The sequence below is a fragment of the Lentzea alba genome (genome assembly GCF_047445655.1).
GTDB lineage: Bacteria > Actinomycetota > Actinomycetes > Mycobacteriales > Pseudonocardiaceae > Lentzea > Lentzea alba_A.
This window is the reverse complement of record NZ_JAJAEG010000055.1, coordinates 1-16,022: the sequence shown is the minus strand read 5'-3', so window position 1 is coordinate 16,022 and position 16,022 is coordinate 1. Positions and strand designations below refer to the sequence as shown.

Annotated in this window: 18 protein-coding genes; 10 read left to right on the top strand and 8 right to left on the bottom strand. The window is 68.5% G+C overall.

The window, feature by feature from the left end:
- Nucleotides 1-19: 19 nt before the first annotated feature.
- Complete coding sequence (locus LFM09_RS47475) at nt 20-427, bottom strand: DUF6069 family protein (RefSeq protein WP_414103246.1); 408 nt, start codon at nt 425-427, stop codon at nt 20-22.
- A 28-nt stretch (nt 428-455) separates the two neighbouring features.
- Nucleotides 456-1,166, bottom strand: coding sequence for a Crp/Fnr family transcriptional regulator (locus LFM09_RS47470; protein ID WP_414103245.1), 711 nt, complete (start codon nt 1,164-1,166; stop codon nt 456-458).
- Nucleotides 1,167-1,274: 108 nt separating this feature from the next.
- Between LFM09_RS47470 and LFM09_RS47465 the strand changes: the two genes are divergently transcribed.
- On the top strand, nt 1,275-2,195 hold the full coding sequence (locus tag LFM09_RS47465; protein WP_414103244.1) for a PucR family transcriptional regulator: 921 nt from the start codon (nt 1,275-1,277) through the stop codon (nt 2,193-2,195).
- 115 nt (nt 2,196-2,310) lie between these two features.
- Nucleotides 2,311-3,078, top strand: coding sequence for a PucR family transcriptional regulator (locus LFM09_RS47460; protein WP_414103243.1), 768 nt, complete (start codon nt 2,311-2,313; stop codon nt 3,076-3,078).
- Nucleotides 3,079-3,099: 21 nt separating this feature from the next.
- Here LFM09_RS47460 and LFM09_RS47455 read toward each other — a convergent pair whose 3' ends face one another.
- Nucleotides 3,100-3,522: a YciI family protein gene (locus LFM09_RS47455; RefSeq protein ID WP_414103242.1), complete on the bottom strand. Its 423-nt coding sequence runs from the start codon at nt 3,520-3,522 to the stop codon at nt 3,100-3,102.
- A gap of 119 nt (nt 3,523-3,641) precedes the next feature.
- On the opposite strand from LFM09_RS47455, the gene LFM09_RS47450 reads away from it, so the two are divergent.
- Both LFM09_RS47450 and LFM09_RS47445 read left to right on the top strand, forming a co-directional pair.
- Nucleotides 3,642-4,034 carry a CoA-binding protein gene (locus LFM09_RS47450; RefSeq protein WP_414103241.1) on the top strand — a complete coding sequence of 131 codons (393 nt, stop codon included), beginning with the start codon at nt 3,642-3,644 and terminating at the stop codon, nt 4,032-4,034.
- A 102-nt stretch (nt 4,035-4,136) separates the two neighbouring features.
- Nucleotides 4,137-5,027 (top strand): ParB/RepB/Spo0J family partition protein, encoded by an 891-nt coding sequence (locus tag LFM09_RS47445; protein ID WP_414103240.1) that lies wholly within the window; start codon nt 4,137-4,139, stop codon nt 5,025-5,027.
- Here LFM09_RS47445 and LFM09_RS47440 read toward each other — a convergent pair.
- A complete protein-coding gene (locus LFM09_RS47440; RefSeq protein WP_414103239.1) occupies nt 5,024-6,121 on the bottom strand; it encodes a helix-turn-helix domain-containing protein in 1,098 nt (365 codons plus the stop codon). The two genes, LFM09_RS47445 and LFM09_RS47440, sit on opposite strands and share 4 nt — an antisense overlap.
- Before the next feature lie 128 nt (nt 6,122-6,249).
- Here LFM09_RS47440 and LFM09_RS47435 point away from each other — a divergent pair, with 128 nt between their 5' ends.
- Nucleotides 6,250-6,831: an NUDIX domain-containing protein gene (locus tag LFM09_RS47435; protein WP_414103238.1), complete on the top strand. Its 582-nt coding sequence runs from the start codon at nt 6,250-6,252 to the stop codon at nt 6,829-6,831.
- Between the two features lie 276 nt (nt 6,832-7,107).
- Here the strand turns inward: LFM09_RS47435 and LFM09_RS47430 are convergent, their stop codons facing one another.
- Entirely contained in the window at nt 7,108-8,103 is a 996-nt protein-coding gene (locus LFM09_RS47430; RefSeq protein WP_414103237.1) for a hypothetical protein, read from the bottom strand.
- Between the two features lie 242 nt (nt 8,104-8,345).
- Here LFM09_RS47430 and LFM09_RS47425 point away from each other — a divergent pair, with 242 nt between their 5' ends.
- Nucleotides 8,346-10,169: a S8 family serine peptidase gene (locus LFM09_RS47425; protein WP_414103236.1), complete on the top strand. Its 1,824-nt coding sequence runs from the start codon at nt 8,346-8,348 to the stop codon at nt 10,167-10,169.
- 39 nt (nt 10,170-10,208) lie between these two features.
- On the opposite strand, the gene LFM09_RS47420 is transcribed toward LFM09_RS47425, so the two are convergent.
- On the bottom strand, nt 10,209-10,802 hold the full coding sequence (locus LFM09_RS47420) for an AAA family ATPase (protein ID WP_414103235.1): 594 nt from the start codon (nt 10,800-10,802) through the stop codon (nt 10,209-10,211).
- A 152-nt stretch (nt 10,803-10,954) separates the two neighbouring features.
- Between LFM09_RS47420 and LFM09_RS47415 the strand changes: the two genes are divergently transcribed.
- Genes LFM09_RS47415 through LFM09_RS47405 form a run of 3 tightly spaced genes read left to right on the top strand, consistent with a single transcriptional unit; the run spans nt 10,955 to nt 12,379 of the window.
- Nucleotides 10,955-11,419 carry a ricin-type beta-trefoil lectin domain protein gene (locus LFM09_RS47415; protein ID WP_414103234.1) on the top strand — a complete coding sequence of 155 codons (465 nt, stop codon included), beginning with the start codon at nt 10,955-10,957 and terminating at the stop codon, nt 11,417-11,419.
- A 14-nt stretch (nt 11,420-11,433) separates the two neighbouring features.
- Nucleotides 11,434-11,892, top strand: a complete 459-nt coding sequence (locus LFM09_RS47410) for an RICIN domain-containing protein (RefSeq protein ID WP_414103233.1) — start codon at nt 11,434-11,436, stop codon at nt 11,890-11,892.
- Nucleotides 11,893-11,920: 28 nt separating this feature from the next.
- The gene (locus LFM09_RS47405) at nt 11,921-12,379 is read left to right on the top strand and encodes an RICIN domain-containing protein (RefSeq protein ID WP_414103232.1); all 459 of its coding nucleotides are present in this window, start codon (nt 11,921-11,923) and stop codon (nt 12,377-12,379) included.
- 3 nt (nt 12,380-12,382) lie between these two features.
- Here LFM09_RS47405 and LFM09_RS47400 read toward each other — a convergent pair whose 3' ends face one another.
- Together LFM09_RS47400 and LFM09_RS47395 are read right to left on the bottom strand one after the other, a co-directional pair.
- Entirely contained in the window at nt 12,383-13,003 is a 621-nt protein-coding gene (locus LFM09_RS47400) for an L-threonylcarbamoyladenylate synthase (RefSeq protein ID WP_414103231.1), read from the bottom strand.
- 19 nt (nt 13,004-13,022) lie between these two features.
- A complete protein-coding gene (locus LFM09_RS47395) occupies nt 13,023-14,204 on the bottom strand; it encodes a zinc-dependent alcohol dehydrogenase (RefSeq protein ID WP_414103230.1) in 1,182 nt (393 codons plus the stop codon).
- A gap of 76 nt (nt 14,205-14,280) precedes the next feature.
- On the opposite strand from LFM09_RS47395, the gene LFM09_RS47390 reads away from it, so the two are divergent.
- Nucleotides 14,281-15,927: a glutamate--tRNA ligase gene (locus LFM09_RS47390; RefSeq protein ID WP_414103229.1), complete on the top strand. Its 1,647-nt coding sequence runs from the start codon at nt 14,281-14,283 to the stop codon at nt 15,925-15,927.
- The last annotated feature ends 95 nt before the right edge of the window (nt 15,928-16,022 follow it).

Genomic DNA, 16,022 nt, shown 5'->3' with positions numbered 1-16,022 from the left:
CCGGCCGTTTCTGCGTCGGTCAGACGGGCAGCACGCGGCGGAAGATCGGGACGGCGACCGCGGCCACGACGACATGCATGACCATCAGTGCGATCACACCGGCGGCGGAGGCGCCCGGCAGGAAGAACACCGGGATGTCGACCAGGAACGACAGCACGACGACGATCGGCACGAGCTTGCCGAGCGTGCGGGCGGGATCCTTGGCGCGCTTGCGGATCGACGCCCAGGCGAACGCGGCGATGATCACCCCGACCGCGGTCAGCACGACGTAACCCTGTGGCTTCAGGCCTTCCACCGCGTTCGGGTCGGCACCGAGCGCCTGGGCCGCGAACGACACGGCGGCGTTGCCGATCGACGCCACCACGACGGCGCCGACGACTCCCAGCACGACCTTGCCCGTGCTGGTCCTGGTTTCTGTTGACGTCAAAGCGACTCCTCCTGAACTGGCGGGGGTTCTAGCGCTGGGCGGGCACCGCGGGCATGCCGACGCGGACCCGGCGGGACAGCTGCGCCGGGTCGGTGAGGAAGATGCTCTTGCGCTCGATCGAGATCCAGCCGCGCTGCGCGAAGTCCGACAGCGTCTTGTTCACGGTGTCGCGGCGCGAGCCGATGTACTGGCCGAGCTCCTCCTGGGTGAGGTCCTCGATCATCAGCAGGGCACCGCGCCGGTCGTTGCCGAACCGTCCGGCCAGGCGCAGCAACGCCTTCGCGAGCCGCGCGGAGGCGTCCAGCTGCACCACGTCCATGCGCATCTGGTGCGACTCGCGCTGGCGGCGCGCGATGCAGCCGAGCAGCCGGTCGGTGATCTCCGGGCACAGCGCGAGCCACTTGGTCAGGTCGGCGCGCGAGATCCGGCCCGCCTGCACGTCGGTGATCGCGATCGTCGTCGACACCGACGGCGTCGCGTCGAACAGCGTCGGCTCGACCAGGAGGTCGCCCGCGCAGTGGAAGTCCAGCACGAGCTCGCGGCCGTCGGTGGACGTGCAGCAGGTCTTCGCCTTGCCCGCACGGATCACGTACAGCTCGTCGGTGCGGACCCCCAGGCGCAGCAGCACCTCGCCGCGGCCGAACTCGACGGGCTCCAGGGCGTGCGCGAACTGGCGCCACGCCTCGTTGGACGGTGCGAGGACCGCCGGCCGCGCCGGGGCGAGCAGCTGAGGTGCCATGCGCACGACGTTAAAGTGGGCGACACTGGCGTGACGCTGGAGAACGCTGGGGTTTTCCCCACGTCCGGTGCTGATTTCCTTCAGAGGTGCGAAAGATGGGAGGGACCCGTGCTCTTCGACGTCGGTCGCTTGCTGCACGAGGAGTTCCTCGCCGTCTACCGCGCCGCCGCCGCTGACGCCGACGGCTGGGAGGACGCGGCGGTCACCGTCGCGCACCGGGTCGGCTCACGGCTGGTCGCGGGCAAGGTGCCGGTCGCGCACGTCGTCGTGGCGCTGAGATCGACGGACAGGTTGCTGACCGAGACCATGCTGGACGACGGCGGCGACGCGCGGGCGTTGGCCGCCGCCGGTACCGCGCTGGCCACTGAGCTGATGGCCGCGTTCTGCGTCGGCGACGACGGCCTGGCGGATGCCTTGCTGGCGGGCAACGCTCCTGACGACGCTGCTGCGTTCTACACGGTCGTCGCGGTGCGCGGGGCGTTGACACAGCGGGTGGTAAGCGCTTTCCGACGGCGTGGTCCGGCGCTTCTGGCGACATCCGGACATCTCTTGTTGCCGCTGGCGGAGGCGGCCTCGCTGCCGTTGTGCCGCGAGGTGTGCGAGGAGATCGGCGGCGAGGTGTGGCTGTGCGTCGCGGAAAGGCCCGCGGCGCGCGTTGCGCTGGCGCGCAAGGAGGTCGACGAGATCGACGCCCTCGTCGCGTCGCTGGGCCGCCCGCCCGGGGTGTACCGGATCGACGACATGTTGTTCGAGAGCGCCGTGCTGGAGACGCCGGAGGTGCGCGACGAGCTGGCGAAGGTCGTGGCGCCGTTGCTGGCGAACCAGGTTCTCGTCGAAACCGTGCTGGCGTTGCTCGAGGCCGATGGCAACCGGGCAGTAGCTGTCAAGAAGCTGTTCATCCACCGCAGCACGATCGACTACCGGTTGTGGCAGATCGAGCAGCTCACCGGTCTGAGCCCGGTCAACCCCCGTGACCTCGCCGTTCTCGGCACCGCGATCGGCATGAGCCGTACGAACGCCTTGGGCTGAAACGGTTCTGACGGCCCCAGGTGAACGTTAAGGATGACTTAAGCGGTCTGTGCCAACTGTCGACAGTTGCCTACCGTTCTGGTGCGACACCGTAGGGCCCTCAGGGAGGCGACGCGTGACCACCACCGTGCTGGACAGCAGGCTGCTCAACGACGTGCTGCGTGACATTCTGAGCCCGTTCGACCTTCCGCCCGTGGAGGACGTGGCCACTCGCCGGCAGCTCGCCAGAACTCTGCTTTCCGGGCGTGACAACGGTTCGTTCGACGGGCTGGCGCTGGCGTACGCGGTGGTGGCGTTCTATTCGTCCACTGAGGACGGTGCGGCCCAGGTGCTGGACCTGGTGCGCGAGGATGCGGACGTGTTCGTGCTCGACGGGGTTCGTGGTGGCTACCTGCTGCTGCCGTGCGCTCAGGACGAGCACACGGGGTTGGCGCGCGAGCTGCACGCCCGGCTCGGTGCCGACGTGTGGATGGGCGTTGCGTGGGCGCCAAGGCGTGACCTGGCTTCTGCCCGTGCGACGGCGGAGGACGTGCTGCGGATCGCCTCTGGCCGTGCGCCTGGTGTGTACGAACTGCGGCACGTGCTCGCGGACTTCGCGGTGCTGCGTCAGCCGCACGTCGCCGAACGACTGACTCGCATGATCGAGCCCGTTGTGGCGCAACAGCCGTTGCTGGACGCGCTGCGTGCGTTCATCGCGGAGGACGGCAACCGTGCGGCGGCGGCCCGCCGGTTGGACATCCACCGCAGCACGCTGGATCACCGCCTGCGGTTGGTCGAACGGCTCACGGGCTGCCGTCCGACCTCACCGCGTGCGTTGCTCACGCTGAGCGTCGCGCTGACCGCGCACTCAGCGCCTGAGGTGCCGCTACCTCACTTGTTCTGAGCAATCACTTGTTCTGAGCAGTCACTTGTTCTGGGCGGCGATCTGCTCGCGGAGCCGGTCGTCCTGCTCCTGCAGCTCGGGCGTCATGACGTCGTCGAACGCCTCGGTGCCGTGGATCTGCCGGATCTCGACCTCGCCGTCCCAGAACGGCGCCTTCTTGACCCACTCGACGGCGTCCTCCAGCGTCGGCAGCTCCCAGATCCAGTAGCCGGCGATCAGTTCCTTGGTCTCGGTGAACGGGCCGTCGATGACGGTCGTCGCACCCTTGGCGTCGAACGCGACCCGCTTGCCCTTGGAGCTCGGGTAGAGGCCGTCGCCGGCGAGCATCACACCGGCCTTGACGAGCTCCTCGTTGAAGTTGCCCATCTTGGTGAGGTCCTCGGTGGTGGGCATCTGGCCCTCTTCGGACTCCGGGGACGCCTTGACGATGACCATGAACCGCATCTCGTTCTCCTCATGTCTGGTGTGTCCGGTGCGTTTCTACCCAGGCGTCGATCAGGGGCGCCACCTTTCGACGAGCTTTGGCAGATTGTGACCGGGGTCACACTATTAGGCTGGGTGGCATGCGCGAAGACGTCGAGTGGATCCTCGAGAACTGCCAGGTCTGGGCCATCGTCGGGCTTTCGGACAACCCGTCGCGCGCCGCCCACGGTGTGGCTCGGTTCCTGCAGGAGCGCGGCAAGAAGATCGTGCCGGTGCACCCGTCGGCCGAGACCGTGCACGGTGAGCAGGGGTACGCGACGCTGGCCGACATCCCGTTCGAGGTGGACGTGGTCGACGTGTTCCGCCGGTCGTCGGAGGCAGGCCAGTTCGTCGACGAGGCCGTCGCGATCGGTGCGCGCGCGGTCTGGTTCCAGCTCGGCGTGGTGGACGACGCCGCGTTTTCGCGCGCACGCGAGGCAGGGCTGCGGATGGTGATGGACGTGTGCCCCGCGATCGAGTGGCGATCTCGCTGACCGAGTAGCGGTTCCACAGAGCGAGTAGTTAGTCTTCGCTCCTGGTAGTCCGGGGTCTGCTGGGGGTCCTGGACGCACTGAGCCTGGGGGGCTTGGTTTCGCATGCTCGTTGACATCAACGTGCTGCAGCCCGCGGATTCACCGCGCCTTGGTGGCTGCAGCGAGGAGTTCGTCCGGTCGCTGGCGTCCTCGGACGCCGAGCTCGCGCCGATCGTGGTGCACCGCGGCACGATGAAAGTCGTCGACGGCACCCACCGCCTGCGGGCGGCGGTGCTGCGCGGATGTCGTGCCGTCGAGGTGTCGTACATCGACGGTCCGGCAGAGGACGTGTTCGTCCAGTCGGTGTCGTTGAACCTCGCGACGCTGCCGACCGCTGATCGGGAGGCCGCGGCCCGGCGGCTGCTGCGGTCGCATCCGCAGTGGTCGGACCGGGCGATCGCGGCGGCCACCGGGCTGGCGGCGAAGTCCGTCGGCGTGTTGCGGCGGGCTGTGGGCGGGCGTTCCGCCCACCGGGTCGGGCGCGACGGGAAGGTCCGGCCGGTCAACTCCGCCGCCGGCCGCCGGTTGGCCGGGCAGATGATCCTGGCTCGGCCGGATGCGTCGTTGCGGGACATCGCTCGTGCGGCCGGGGTGTCGCCGGGGACCGTCCGGGACGTCCGGCAGCGGTTGAGCGCCGGGCTGGATCCCGTGCCCGAGCGGATGCAGGTGGCTGAACGGGCAGAGGTCCCCGTGGTGCGGACCGAGGTCCGGGAGCCTGGCGTCACGTTGCCGATCCTGCGCCGCGATCCGTCGCTGCGGTTCAACGAGCACGGCCGGTTGTTGTTGCGGTGGCTCGAGGCCCACGCGGTCTCGTCCGGGGAATGGGCCGCGGTGGTGGACGGGGTGCCGTCGCACTGCCGTGAGCTCGTCGCGGACATGGCTCGGGGATGTGCCGAGGTGTGGGCCGAGATGGCCGAGGCCTTGGAGCAGGAGAGCCGGAGGACCGCCGTCTAGACCGCGAACAGGATGTCGCTGATCTCCCGTGCCACCTCGCGGCCCGCCGCCGGGCGCAGGCGGGAGAGCAAGCGGCTGAACGCGGTCAGGTCGATGTGCACGGTTGCGGACTGCACCTGGCGGATGTCGTCCAGCAGGCCGATCACCAGTTCGCAGGCGTGGTCCACGTCGCCCGCTTCGGCGTGCGCCAGGGCACGGCGCAGGCCGAAGCGGGTGCGGGCGCGCAGGGCTGTCGGGGCGATCAGGGGAAGCTGCGTGTCGAGGATCGCGGCGGCTTCCGCGTGGCGGCCCAGGTCGTGGAACGACCAGGCGCGGGCGATCGCCACCTGGTCGACGAGACTTGTTGTGCCGTAACGGGATTCGTGAACCGACTCCTGGAGCTCGGAGGCTCGGTCCAGGGCCGTTTGGCAGAGCACGGCGGCGCCGGCGAGGGCATAGCCCTGGGCTTCCCGTTGGGCGGCAACGGCTTGCACGGCGGTGGAGCGGGACTTCGCCGCACGGCGGGCGAAGTCGACGGTGGCGCGGGCGTCGCCGCGGTAGAGGGCGAACTCGGCGGCGCGGACCAGGGCGTAAGCCTCCAGCTCCTGGTCGCCGCCTTTCGCGGCGTACTGGACGGCGCGCTTGGTCAGTTCGGCGGCCGAGGCGTCGTCGCCGCGTTCCTGTTCCATCCAGCCCGCGTACTCGGCGTACTTGGCGGCCAGCAGCCAGAGTCCGCGGCTCAGGCCGGGATCGGCGGCGGAACGGGCCATGTCGCTGAGGATGTTCACCTGGGGGCGCAGGCCGGCCAGGACCGAGGACGGGCTGTAGCGGTGGCCGAGCTTGCGGTGGTGGTCGAACATCGAGTCGTAGATGAGCAGGACCGTGTCGTCCGTGGGGATGGGACTCAGCGGAGCGTCGGCGAGGGCGATGAGGCGGCCCTCGGCCTGCAGTGCCTTGTCGAAGAGGCGGGCCATTTCCGGTGTGGGGCGGGCCTGGCCGTTCTCGATCTTGCTCAGGTGGCCCTTGCTGTAGGGGACGCGCGTGGTCATCTGGTTGAGTGAAAGCCCGCGCTCCGTGCGCAGGCGGCGGACCTCCTGTGCGAACGTGGGCGACAACGGCTACACCCCCTCTTCGGTAGTGTGGATCGCTTCAAACTCCCGGATACCGAATGTCAACGAATTGGCCGGAGTTTGGCGATCAACTGGGGCTATCTGAAGTGGTCGTCGATGGTTCCATGTGAGTCATGGCAACGACGTGCTCCGACGAGGCGGCTGGTGTGGTGATGGTCTGGCAGCGCTTGGCGACCAGCGTGGTGCACCGTTCCCCGTGGTTCGAGGTCCGGGCAGATGACGTCGTTCGGCCGGACGGCGGACACAGCACCTACACCCACGTGGTGGCACCGGGTTCGGTGACGGTGCTGGCGATCCAGGACGACGACCAGGTCGTGCTGACCCGGCAGTGGATCTACACGCACGGCGGCACCGAGTGGCGGCTGCCCGGCGGGGCGGTGGACGACACCGACGCGGGGCCCGAGGCCGCCGCACGTCGGGAGCTCGCCGAGGAGACCGGCCTGCGGGCCGAGAAGTGGGAACGGCTCGGGCAGATCCACGGCGCGGACAGCCTGAGCAACCACGTCGACCACATCTTCCTGGCCACCGGTCTGACGCAGGGCGAGCCGTCGCTGGGGCCCGGAGAGTCCGATCTGCGCGTGCGGACCATGCCGTTCTGCCACGCGCTCGACCTGGTCCGTCAGGGCATGCTTCCCCATGCCGGCAGTTCGCACGCATTGCTCGTGATGGCCCTGCGCCGCGCGAACCAGAAATAGCTCGGAGGGTTTCCTGATTTCGCAGGAAACAGGAAACCCGTTCTCATTCGACTGGCGTGAAGCCACTCTTGGTGCATCGGCGAGAACTTCAGCCCGAAAGCCAGTCAGAATGAGAAGGTGAATTTCTCGATGAGAATGATCTGCTCACTCGCCACCGTTGTGAAGGTCGCCGCGATCTGCCTTTTTCTGGGATTCGTGGTGGGCAGCTTCTTCACTATTTCGGTGATCTGACCCGACTTCGGACTGCGGTTCTCCCGATCCAACGAGAGGGAGGTGTCAGCCGTGGAACCGCATTTCTGCATCTGATCTGATCGCTCGTGGTGCCCACTGCACGCCGTAACCGCGGCCCTGACGAGGGTGTGAGAAGGACACGTCGATCTCACCGATCTCGTCCAGTGGCAGCCTGTTCGGCCACGGCGTCAGGTCATCGGTGTCGCGCGCGAGGGCCTCCTCGACGCGCCACACCGATTCGGGCAGGTCGTCCCGGTCGAAGCGGACGCGCAACCGGAACGACTCGCACAAGCGCTCCGGCCAGAACACGTAGGTCGGGCGCATCGATTGACCTCGCGGCACCCTCACCTCAAGTGCGAACTGGTGCGTTTGCCCTGTGTTGAGGGGTCGGGGCAAGCGCAGCTTCATGAGGAAACGCCGCGGGGACGGCCGTTCGTGGCCGATGAGCTCCACCCCGTGCAACACCTCGATGTCGATGTCGCCGGGAGCGCCATCGGGCGTCGGGGCGGGGATCGTGATGGACCACGCGATCTCGTTGACGCCGTCGGTGTCGGCCACGACGGTCCGGCGCTCGGTGCACGCGGGCGTCGGGCCGTCCAGCTTCAACAGCGCGTCGAACTCCTTCACGTGCCAGCGTTCCGAGGGCGCGAGAGGCGGTGTCGCCGCGCGGGCCGGCTGCAGCGCGACCTCCACCAGCCGCTGCAGCCCGGCCTCCATTCGCCTGCGCACCGTGCGTGCGCCGCGGTCCTGCGCCTTCGCGAGCCACTCGATGCGTTCGTTGAGGAACCGGAACTGCGCCTCCTCGTGCAGTCCGAGCGGGGCCAGAACGGCGTTGCGGGCTTCCGCCGGGAAACCGCGCACCGCGTTCGTCACCCAGTCCCGCAGTTTCGTTCTCACCGCTTCCGCGCCGTCCGCCTCCACGATGCCGCACACCTCGCGCAGCGCCGGTCCGACGTGCAAGTCGATTCCGGGAGTCTGCACACCGCGCCCGCGGCACAACGTGCGCAGTTCTTCCATCAGCTGCTCAGGTGAGACAGGCATCCGTCCTCCGCGCGGAAATGCTTTGCCGGGCATGTCGGGCTTACCTGGTCCGACGTTACTCTGGATGCACCATCCGGGTGAATGTGAATATCGGCGGCCAAAGGGATTGTTCTACACCAGTCGTCAAGATGATCACCGCCGATCGACTGATGTCCTGACCTGCTGATTGACGGTAACGTGCTGGTCACGGGCGGTGACTCCCTCCGGTCATCGCCATCCCTGCCGATGTGGAGGTTGGATTCGTGCTGCGCACAATAATCTCAGCCATCTCCGCGTTCGCCCTGATCAGCGGCGTTCCTGCCGTCGCTGCACCAGTGGAGAGCGCTTACCTGCTGCAGTTCCGCACCACCCTGTCCGACGCCCAGCGCCACCAGCTCAAGGGCCTCGGCGTGCGGCTCGGTGCGTTCGTCCAGGACGGCACCTACGTCGCGCGCATGACGAACACCGCGCGCGTCTCCCGGTTGAGCTACGTGAGCGGGCTGCGCCCGTTCGAGGCTCGTCCGCAGGTCGCCGCGCTCGGTGGCACCTCGAACTACCTGATCACGCTGGTCGAGCAGGACACGCGCGACCAGCAGAAGGTCGCCGACAAGGTGAAGTCCTTGGGCGGCAACGTGAACGTGGTGTCCGAGAGCCGTGAGCACATCCTGGCCTCGCTGGACGCCGGTCAGGTCGCGCAGCTCGCGAAGCTGCCCGCCGTGCTCGCCGTCGACCCGGTGTCGGCGCCGGAGACGGACATGGCGATCTCGCGTCACTCGTCCGGTGCCAACTACATCGAGACCGCCGGCGGCTACCGCGGCCAGGGCGTGCGCGGTGAGGTCATGGACGGCGGCCTGCGCACCACGCACCAGGAGTTCCGCGCGCGTCCGCCGGTGATGCACACCGGGAACTCGTCGAGCACCTCGCACGGCACCGCGACGTACGGGCAGATCTTCGCGTCCGGTGTCTCGGCCGCGCACCGCGGTCTGCTGCCCGAAGGACAGGGCATCTTCGCCGTCTACAACTCCGGCGACCGCTACGCGCACACCAAGCAGCTCGTCGACCCGGCGGGTCAGTACAAGGCCGTGTTCCAGAGCAACAGCTGGGGTGACTCGCTCACCACGTCCTACACGGCGATCTCGCAGCAGATGGACCGGATCGTGTTCGACCACGACCTGTTGATCTGCCAGTCGCAGAGCAACGCCGGCACCCGCAGCTCGCGCCCGCAGGCGTGGGCGAAGAACGTGCTGTCGGTCGGCGGCCACTACCACTACAACACCGCCGACCGCGCGGACGACAAGTGGAACCGCGGTGCGTCGATCGGCCCCGCCGCCGACGGCCGCATCAAGCCGGAGCTGTCGAACTTCTACGACGGCATCGACACCACCACGTCCACCAGCGACACGGCATACACGCCGTCGTTCGGCGGCACGTCCGGCGCCACGCCGATCACCTGCGGCAACGCCGGTCTGCTGTTCCAGATGTGGGCCGACGGCGTGTTCGACGGCGCTCCCGGCAAGAAGCGCGACGTGTTCGCGTCCCGCCCGCACGCGGCGACCGCGAAGGCGCTGCTGATCAACACCGCTGACCAGCACGCGTTCTCCGGCACCGCGCACGACCAGACCCGCACGCACCAGGGCTGGGGCACGGCGTCCGTCCGCAACCTGTACGACCGCGCGAAGGCCGGAGGCTGGAAGCTGCCGGTGCTGGTGAACGAGACCGACCTGGTCACCACCGGTCAGTCGCGCAAGTACACGGTGACGTCGAACGGCCAGACGCCGTTGCGTGCGACGTTGGCCTACACCGACCCGGCCGGTTCGCCGACGGCGGCCAAGGCGCTCGTGAACGACCTGACGCTGAAGGTCACCGCGCCCAACGGCACTGTGTATTGGGGCAACAACGGTCTGATGGGCGGCAACTGGTCCACCGCCGGTGGTGCCGCGAACACCGTCGACACGGTGGAGAACGTGTTCGTCCAGGCCCCGGCGGCGGGCACCTGGACGGTCGAGGTGCTCGCGACGTCGGTCAACGTGGACGGTCACCGCGAGACGGCGGCCACCGACGCTGACTACGCGTTGGTCGTGTCCTAGTTCGCTGGGGTGCGGCGGTGGCTCGAGCTGCCGCCGCACTCACGGCCTCGCCGCTGCGAGGCTCCGGGAGAACGGACCGCGCAGCCACGCGTCGACCTGCCGCTGGCCGCGCAGGCGGACGATCACCAGACCGGGATGCCGGTCCTCGGCGACGACCCTGAGGACTCTGGCGCGCATCACCGGGTGGCGTTGCCACGACACCTTCACGATGTGGCCGGGGTCGGTGAAGAACGTCCGCAGCGGCCCCTCGACGTTCCCGCCCGCGATCGGGGTTCCCCGGCCGAAACGGCGCTTGACCGTGCGGGCGATCGTGCGGGCCACGGCGAACAGGCGCGGGTGGTCGAGCCACACCAGGACGTGGAGCCGGGAGGTCATCTGCTCGCGCACCTCCTCGCCCTGCCACTCGATCGCCCACTCGGGACGTTCGAGGTACCGAAGGACGTCCTCCTGCCACGTGGGCCGGACCGTCCACTCCGGAGCGTGGTAGAAGGACTCGAACTCGACGAACGGCAACCCCATCCGGTCGCTGAGGTCGCGCGCGAGAGTCGTCTTGCCGGCGCCAGGAGGACCGGTGACCGCGATCCGCCGCGGACGGCCTCCCGGCAGTGGGTCATGAGGGCCCTGCACGCGCATGCGGTCACCCTAGGGTGATCCACATCGGCGGCGCGACCGCGTTGTTCGAACCGGGCCCGGTCCTCGCGGGGTCGCCACCGCTCTGACCTGCGGATTGCAGAAACGCCGCAAGGCCTCTCGGGCAGGGTTGCCGCGACCGAGAGGGGATGATGATGTTTCGCAAGATCGGGTCCGCGGTCCTGACCGTGGTGGCCGCGGCCGGACTGCTGATGGTCGCCGCGTCACCGGCTTCGGCGGCCGTCAACAGGTTCTGGGGTGTGTCGCCGAGCGTCTGCCTGGACGGCTACAACGGGCACGCGGACGGCGAGGTCTACGTGACCGGCTGCAACTCCGGCGCGTTCCAGAAGTTCGACTGGTCCGGCTCCTTCACCGGCACGACCCGGCTCCGCAGCCAGGGCGTGGCCGGCCACTGCGTCCAGAAGGCCGCCGGCGCGAACCGGCTGAACCTGGAGCCGTGCAGCTCCGCCTCCCTGCAGCTGTGGGAGGTCCGGGGCAACACGGGCAGCCTGATCATCAGGCAGGGCAACCTGTGCGTCGCTCAGGCCCTGGGCAGCACTCCGAGCCGCGTGATCATGCAGGGCTGTTCCGTCCAGGGCTCCGCGTGGGCTCTCGCGTGAGGGGGAGAAATCCGATGAAACTGTTCCGCGTTCTTGGAGCCGCCGCGCTGGCCGTCGTCGCCGCGGTGGGTGTCGCCCAGCCCGCTTCGGCGGCTGTGACCTGGAAGTTCCAGGCCGTGAACCAGAGCAACTGTCTCGACGGTTACGCGACCCACGCCTCCGGCGACATCTACCACACCGGGTGCAACGGCGGCGCGTTCCAGAACTTCCGGTGGTCGGGGTCGTTCGGCAGCCAGACCCAGCTGGTGAGCAACCAGAGCAACCTGTGCGCGGTGCGGGAAGGCGACACCGCGGGCCTCGTCGCCTGCAACGGGTCACCGGCGCAGGTCTGGGTGATCAGCGGTTCGTCGTCGCGCCTGAGCATCCGCAACCAGATCAGCGGCCTGTGCCTCCAGCGGGTGGGCACGACCAACGTCCGGCTCAGGACCTGCGATTCCAGCAACGTCTACCAGCAGTGGCTCCGGCGGTCGTAGCTGTGGTGCGCGAGAGGGGAGTCCTCCGATGAAGATGTTCAGCGTTCTTGGAGCCGCCTCACTGGCGGTCGTCGCCGCGGTGGGTGTCGCCCAGCCCGCTTCGGCAGCCGTGACCTGGAAGTTCCAGGGCTCGGGCACGAGCAACTGCCTGGACGGCTACGTGGGCCACCGGGAAGGCGACGTCTACCACACCGGGTGCAACGGCGGCGCGTTCCAGAACTTCCGGTGGGTGGGGTCGTTCGGCCGCCAGACCCAGCTGGTGAGCAACCAGAGCAACAAGTGCGCCTGGGAGGAGGGCGACCGGGTGGGTCTCGCGACCTGCAACGGGTCCCCGTCGCAGGTCTGGGTCGTGAGCGGCTCGGCCTCGCGGCTGACCATCCGCACCCACCGCACCGGCAAGTGCCTCGCCCGCGTGGGACTCGTCAACGTCAGGCTGGAGACGTGCGACAGCCGCCTTCCCAACCAGTTCTGGTTCCGGCGGTCCTGACCGTCACTCGAAGCGAGTCGCGTCGCCCGCGCCGTAGCGGATGATCTCGGCTTCGCCGCTGGAGAAGTCCACCACCGTGGTGGGCGTGGTGCCGCACTCGCCGGAGTCGATCACCGCGTCCACCACGTGGTCGAGCCGTTCCTTGATCTCCCAGCCCTGCACCAGGGGCTCGGCCTCGTCGGGCAGCAGCAGCGTGGACGTCAGCAGCGGCTCGCCCATCGCTTCGAGCAGCGCCTGCGTCACGACGTGGTCCGGGATGCGCGCGCCCACCGTCTTCTTCTTCGCGTGCATCATGCGGCGCGGCACCTCTTTGGTCGCGGGCAGGATGAACGTGTAGTTGCCCGGCGTGGAGGCCTTGATCGCGCGGAACACCGCGTTGTCGACCACCACGAACTGGCCGAGCTGCGCGAAGTTCTCGCACATCAGCGTGAAGTGGTGCTTGTCGTCGAGCTTGCGGATCTCCCGGATGCGGTCGATGCCGTCCTTGTTGCCCAGGCGGCAGCCGAGCGCGTAGCAGGAGTCGGTCGGGTACGCGATCAGGCCGTCCTCCTGCAGGATCCGCACGGCCTGGTCGATGGCGCGCTTCTGCGGGTTGACCGGGTGGACGTCCAGGTACTTGGCCATGCGGGGCAGGATATGCCGATCAAGGTTTGAGCAGCACTTTGACCATGCCGTCGTTCTTCTTCTGGAACGTCTCGTACGCCCTGGGCGCGTCTTCGAGCGGCAGGCGGTGCGTGGCGAAGTCGTCCACGCCCAGCGGATCGTCGTCCGTGAGCAGCGGGAGGATCTCCGGGACCCAGCGCCACACGTTGGCCTGGCCCATCCTGAGCTGGATCTGCTTGTCGAACATGGTCAGCATCGGCATCGGGTCCGTCATGCCGCCGTAGACGCCGACGATCGAGATCGTGCCGCCCCTGCGGACCATGTCGATCGCGCTGTAGAGGGCTTTCAGCCGGTCGATGCCGGCCTCCTTCATGAACTTCTGCGCGACCTGGTCCGGCAGCAGCCCGGTGAGCTGCTGGGCGATCCTGGCCGCGGGCGCGCCGTGGGCCTCCATGCCGACCGCGTCGATCACGGCGTCCGGGCCTCGTCCGTCGGTGAGGTCCCTGACGACCTCGGTGAGGTGCTTGCCGGCGCCCCGGAGGTCGATCGTCTCGACGCCGCGTGCCCTGACGCGGGCGAGTCGCTCCGGGACCAGGTCGATGCCGATGACCCGGACGTTCTTGTGTTGCGCGACGCGGCAGGCCATGTCACCGATCGGGCCGAGGCCGATGACGGCGAGGGTGGATCCCGGCTGGACGTTCGCGTACTCGACGGCCTGCCAGGCGGTGGGCAGGACGTCGGACAGGTAGACGAACCTGTCGTCCGCCGGGCCCTCCGGGACCTTGATCGGCAGCGAGTTGCCGAACGGGACCCTCAGGTACTCGGCCTGTCCGCCGGGAACCTGGCCGTAGAGCTTGGTGTAACCGAAGAGCGCGGCGCCCGAGTTGTGTTCACGCACCTGCGTGGTCTCGCATTGACTTTGCAGGCCCTGCGTGCACATCACGCACGTGTTGCACGAGACGTTGAACGGGATCACCACCCGATCGCCGGGTTTGAGCTCGGTGACGTGCGCGCCCACCTCCTCGATGACACCCATCGGTTCGTGCCCCAGGATGTCGCCCTCGGTCAGGAACGGTCCGAGCACCTCGTAAAGGTGCAGGTCCGACCCGCAGATGCCGCTGGACGTGATCTTGACGATGACGTCCTCGGGTTCCTTGAGCGCCGGGTCGGGCACGTTGTCGACCCGGACGTCGCGTTTGCCGTGCCAAGTGACTGCCTTCATGCCCAGTGGCGTTCCCCGTCGGTGCACGTTGATAACCTGGGAGGACTTCTTTCCCCGGTTTTGGAGACCCTCAGCGATGCTCGACCGTGCCGTCGTCGACGCCCTGTTCCCCTCGGACCTGCCCGAGCCGTCCTTCTGGGAGGAGCAGTACCCGCCTCGACAGCTCGGTTCCGCCGCGAAGGTCACCCGCCTGGGCCCGTCGCCCACCGGTTTCCTGCACATCGGCGGCCTGTACGTCGGCATGATCGACCGCGACATCGCCTCCCACTCGGGCGGCTCGTACATCGTGCGCGTCGAGGACACCGACCAGGCCCGCGAGGTCGCCGGTGCGGTCGACCAGTTCAACGCGGCGTTCAAGTACTTCGGGATCGAGCCCGATGAGGCCGACTCCGTTGGTTCTTACGGCCCGTACCACCAGTCGCAGCGCGAGCAGATCTACCTGACGTACGTGCGCGAGCTGCTGCGTTCCGGCGCCGCGTACCTGTGCTTCGCGACGAAGGAAGAGCTGGCGGACATCACCGCGCGTCAGCAGGCCACCAAGCTCCCCACCGGCTACTACGGCCGCTGGGCGATCTGGCGCGACAAGACGGCCGAAGACGTTCAGGCCGCGTTGGACGAGGGCCGTCCGTACGTCGTCCGCTTCCGCTCGCCGGGCAAGGCGGGGGAGCGCACGTCGTTCGTCGACGCCATCCGCGGCCCGTTGGAGCACGACGCGAACCGCAACGACGTGGTGATCCTCAAGGCGTCCGACCAGTCACCGCGCCTCCCCACGTACCACTTCGCGCACGCCGTCGACGACCACCTGATGCGCGTGAACCTGGTGATCCGCGGCGAGGAGTGGATCTCCTCCGTCCCGACCCACCTGCAGCTGTTCGACGCCCTGGGCTTCGAGCGCGTCGAGTACGCCCACATCGCGCCGCTGATGAAGCAGCAGGGCGGTTCCCGCCGCAAGCTCTCGAAGCGCAAGGACCCCGAGGCGTCCGTCGAGTTCTTCATCGAGGCGGGCTTCCCGGCCGAGGCCGTCCAGTACTACATGCGCGGCCTGGTGAACGCCCGCCTGGCCGAGCTTCCCCTGGCTGAGGCTCTCGCGGCTCCTATCTCCTTGGCCGAGTGCGGTGTCGCCGGGCCTCTGGTCGACCTGGTGAAGCTCGACGACATCTGCGCCGACTACGTGGCGACGCTGTCCGGTGAGGAGATCATTTCCCGGATCTCGGACTGGGCTGCCACCTACGACCCGGAGCTGGTCACCGTCCTGTCGGAGTCGCGCGCCGAGGCCCTGGCGGCACTGCAGGTCGAGCGCGGCCCCGAGGTCGCGAACCCGCGCAAGGACCTCCGCAAGTGGTCCGACTTCCGCACGGCCTACGGCTTCTTCTTCCCGTCGCTGTTCACGTTGGTGTCCGACCGCACCGACTCGCAGCTGGGTGGCCTGTCGCCCGAGCTGATCTCCGCGTTCGCCGCGGACTTCGCGGACGGCTACGCGGACCTGGAGGACGGGCAGGAGTGGTTCGGGCAGATCCGCGAGCTCGCCGGCAAGCACGGGTTCGCGCCGAACCCCAAGGAGTTCAAGAAGAACCCGGACGCTTACCCCGGCTCGATCAAGGAAGCGGCGCAGCTGATCCGGGTGGCGCTGACCGGGTCTACGCGTAGCCCCGACCTGCACGCTGTCGCCCGCACGCTGGGCAAGGACGAGGTGCTGCGCCGGGTGCGCGCACTCGTCGGCTGATAGGCGTTTCGGCGGCCCCCGGTTCCTGCTGGAGCCGGGGGCCGCTGCCTTTCCGCAACCGCGAAGGCGAAGACATCCCAGTTGCTGGGGGTGTC

What these genes read in the sequence shown, in the direction of transcription:
- LFM09_RS47470 (WP_414103245.1), bottom strand. Translation starts at nt 1,166, where the DNA reads ATGGCACCTCAGCTGCTCGCCCCGGCGCGGCCGGCGGTCCTCGCACCG.
- LFM09_RS47455 (WP_414103242.1), bottom strand. Translation starts at nt 3,522, where the DNA reads ATGCGGTTCATGGTCATCGTCAAGGCGTCCCCGGAGTCCGAAGAGGGC.
- LFM09_RS47450 (WP_414103241.1), top strand. Translation starts at nt 3,642, where the DNA reads ATGCGCGAAGACGTCGAGTGGATCCTCGAGAACTGCCAGGTCTGGGCC.
- LFM09_RS47445 (WP_414103240.1), top strand. Translation starts at nt 4,137, where the DNA reads ATGCTCGTTGACATCAACGTGCTGCAGCCCGCGGATTCACCGCGCCTT.
- LFM09_RS47435 (WP_414103238.1), top strand. Translation starts at nt 6,250, where the DNA reads ATGGCAACGACGTGCTCCGACGAGGCGGCTGGTGTGGTGATGGTCTGG.
- LFM09_RS47430 (WP_414103237.1), bottom strand. Translation starts at nt 8,103, where the DNA reads ATGCCTGTCTCACCTGAGCAGCTGATGGAAGAACTGCGCACGTTGTGC.
- LFM09_RS47420 (WP_414103235.1), bottom strand. Translation starts at nt 10,802, where the DNA reads ATGCGCGTGCAGGGCCCTCATGACCCACTGCCGGGAGGCCGTCCGCGG.
- LFM09_RS47415 (WP_414103234.1), top strand. Translation starts at nt 10,955, where the DNA reads ATGTTTCGCAAGATCGGGTCCGCGGTCCTGACCGTGGTGGCCGCGGCC.
- LFM09_RS47410 (WP_414103233.1), top strand. Translation starts at nt 11,434, where the DNA reads ATGAAACTGTTCCGCGTTCTTGGAGCCGCCGCGCTGGCCGTCGTCGCC.
- LFM09_RS47405 (WP_414103232.1), top strand. Translation starts at nt 11,921, where the DNA reads ATGAAGATGTTCAGCGTTCTTGGAGCCGCCTCACTGGCGGTCGTCGCC.
- LFM09_RS47400 (WP_414103231.1), bottom strand. Translation starts at nt 13,003, where the DNA reads ATGGCCAAGTACCTGGACGTCCACCCGGTCAACCCGCAGAAGCGCGCC.
- LFM09_RS47395 (WP_414103230.1), bottom strand. Translation starts at nt 14,204, where the DNA reads ATGAAGGCAGTCACTTGGCACGGCAAACGCGACGTCCGGGTCGACAAC.
- LFM09_RS47390 (WP_414103229.1), top strand. Translation starts at nt 14,281, where the DNA reads ATGCTCGACCGTGCCGTCGTCGACGCCCTGTTCCCCTCGGACCTGCCC.